Genomic DNA, 2684 nt, shown 5'->3' on the forward strand with positions numbered 1-2684 from the left:
CGCGTCAAGGGCGCGAAGGCGCTCGCCAACTGGATCAACACCGACGAGGACCTGTCCCGCTCCGGCCGCACGCTCGTGATCGGCGACCTCAACTCCTACGCCAAGGAGGACCCGATCGCCACGCTCGAGGACGCCGGGCTCGAGAACATGGTCGCGAAGTTCGGAGGCGGCGATGCCTACTCGTACGTCTTCGACGGGCAGACCGGCTACCTCGACCACGCGCTCGCGACCGCCAAACTCGCAGGCGAGATCGAGGGCGTCGTCGACTGGCACAACAACTCGGACGAGCCGGATATCAACGATTACAACCTCGACTTCGGCCGCTCGCCCGCGTACTTCGAGGACAACCCCTACCGCGCCTCGGACCACGATCCGGTCATCATCGGGTTCACCCCGGGCGGCAAGGGCGCTCCAGGGGATGGCGGCGACGATTCCGATGACGACGGAGAGCCGCAGCCCTCGGGACCGCTGGGCTCGCTCGGCTCGATCGGGAGCGGCTCGGCCGCACTTCTCGAACGTTTCGGCCTCGGGAACTGAGCAGCTCCGACGTCATAAATGAATAAAAAGATTTCGCCTGTGCAAACCCTGGTGGCGGGGGCATGGGATTCGCCGCAATCGGCTGCGCTCCTGGACAATGGCGGCTGTGTCAGAACGTGAACCCGTCAAAGAATCCGCCATCAACGCCGAGGCCAGCTCGTACCCCGACGACGAAAAGGTCGGTTTCCCAGGGGTGCCGGCGGTGGTCGGCAACGCGCTCCGCGGTGGCCTGATCGGCTCCGCGGAGCTCGTGCCGGGCGTGTCCGGCGGCACGGTCGCGCTGGTCACCGGCGTGTACGACCGGCTGCTGTACAACGGCTCGGTGCTGCTCAGCGGGATCAAGGGCGGGATCACCGGCCCGGACCGCGGCGCGCAAGTGCGAAGGGCGAGCCGCAAGATCGACTGGTGGCTGCTGCTGCCCATGGCGCTACTCATGTTCCTCGCCGTGTTCATGCTCGCGGGCGTGCTGCACGATTTCGTCGAGAACTCGCCCGAGGTCTCGCGCGCGTTGTTCGGCGGGATGGTCGCGGCGTCGATCGCGGTGCCGCTGATGATGGCGCGCGAATCCGCGCGCGGCGAAGGCGGGTTCAAGCCCGTACGGGCGGCGATCACGCTCGTGCTCGGCTTCGCCATCGGGCTGATCCTCGTGTCCATCCCCGGCGAGGAGAACCCGGACCCCTCGTACATCGTGGTCTTCTTCGCCGCGGCGATCGCCGTGTGCGCGCTGGCGATGCCCGGCGTCTCCGGCTCGTACCTGCTGCTCGCGATGGGGCTGTACGCGCCCACGCTCGCCGCGGTCGACGAGCGCAACCTCGGCTATATCGGCGTGTTCATGCTCGGCGCGCTCTTCGGTATCGGCGCGTTCATCAAGCTCCTCGAATACCTTCTCACCACCCACCGCACGATCACACTGCTCGCCATGACCGGCCTCATGGCCGGGTCCCTGCGGGCCCTGTGGCCCTGGCAGGATGACGACGGAGCGTTGCGAGGCATCGGGAGTGACTGGCCCGCGATGATCGGCTTCTTTGCCATCGGTGTGGCCGTGGTCGTTGTGGTGCTCGTGGCCGAGCGGTTCCTCGGACAGGGGAACGTCACCGATCCGCCCTCTACTTTTGACGAGGCGACAACGGCGAAGGACTAAACTCCGCGACCGACCGCCAGGCCGCGCTCGGTTCCCCGGAAATGGAGGCTGCGGTCGCGGACGTGCAGACCTTCGCGACCGGCGGCGTGACGATCTTCCTCGCCGACGAGGCCGACGCGCCGCTCTGACACAACAAGAGATACACCCCGCCTATGACGGCGGAGTTCCGGATCGCCCAGGCGAACCTCGGAGCTCCGCCGTCATACATATTTGTGTGCCATCGAGCAGGAATTCGGGGGTCGTCCCGAGAAATTCGCGGAAACCTGCAATTTCCCAAACTTGAGTGGAATAGACGCAAGGTTGCCGGCGTTGCACTGAGTGGCGCGAACAAAACTTGCGCCCACGGAACTTAAGTAAACTTGGCTGTACGTTACGAAAGGGCAGGTACATGAGCGAATTCAATCCCACGACCAAGACGCAGGCGGCGATATCGTCGGCTGTGCAACAGGCCTCCGCGGCCGGTAACCCGGATGTGCGTCCGGGGCATTTAGTCCAGGCTCTTCTAGAGCAGGAGGGTGGCATCACGGTGCCGCTGCTCGAGGCGGTCGGCGCGCCGGTAGACGTCGTGCGCACCCGCATCAACGAGCTCGTCTCCGGCTACCCGTCCGCACAGGGCGCCGGTTTAGCGACGCCGAACTTCAACCGCGAGGCGCTCGCGGCACTTAAATACGCGCAGGACCTCGCCGCCGAGATGGGCGACGCGTACACGTCCACCGAACATCTCCTCGTCGGTATCGCCGCGGGCCCCGCCGGCGGCGACGCGGCGAAGGTTCTCTCGGAGGTCGGCGCGACCTCCGAGGCGCTGCGCGAGGGCTTTACCGCCGTGCGCGGCTCCACGCGCGTGACCACCGACAACCCCGAGGACCAGTACCAGGCGCTCGAGAAGTACTCGACCGACCTCACGGCCGAGGCGCGCGACGGCAAGATCGACCCGGTCATCGGCCGGGACCAGGAGATTCGCCGCGTCGTGCAGGTGCTCAGTCGCCGCACGAAGAACAACCCGGTG

Annotated in this window: 3 protein-coding genes; all 3 read left to right on the plus strand. The window is 66.4% G+C overall.

Translation table 11 applies throughout. The features are described from left to right. A partial coding sequence (locus tag K8V11_RS07455; RefSeq protein WP_303912184.1) for an endonuclease/exonuclease/phosphatase family protein occupies positions 1-537 on the plus strand: 537 nt, incomplete at its 5' end. Positions 538-634: 97 nt separating this feature from the next. Further along, positions 635-1678: a DUF368 domain-containing protein gene (locus K8V11_RS07460; RefSeq protein ID WP_303912187.1), complete on the plus strand. Its 1044-nt coding sequence runs from the start codon at positions 635-637 to the stop codon at positions 1676-1678. A 388-nt stretch (positions 1679-2066) separates the two neighbouring features. After that, the coding region (locus K8V11_RS07465; protein WP_303912190.1) for a Clp protease N-terminal domain-containing protein at positions 2067-2684 on the plus strand (618 nt) is incomplete at its 3' end.

It is taken from the genome of Dietzia timorensis, from assembly GCF_020742175.1.
Taxonomy (GTDB): Bacteria; Actinomycetota; Actinomycetes; order Mycobacteriales; family Mycobacteriaceae; genus Dietzia; species Dietzia timorensis_A.

Coding starts and splice junctions, on each gene's coding strand:
- K8V11_RS07460 (WP_303912187.1), top strand. CDS start 635: ATGGCGGCTGTGTCAGAACGTGAACCCGTCAAAGAATCCGCCATCAAC.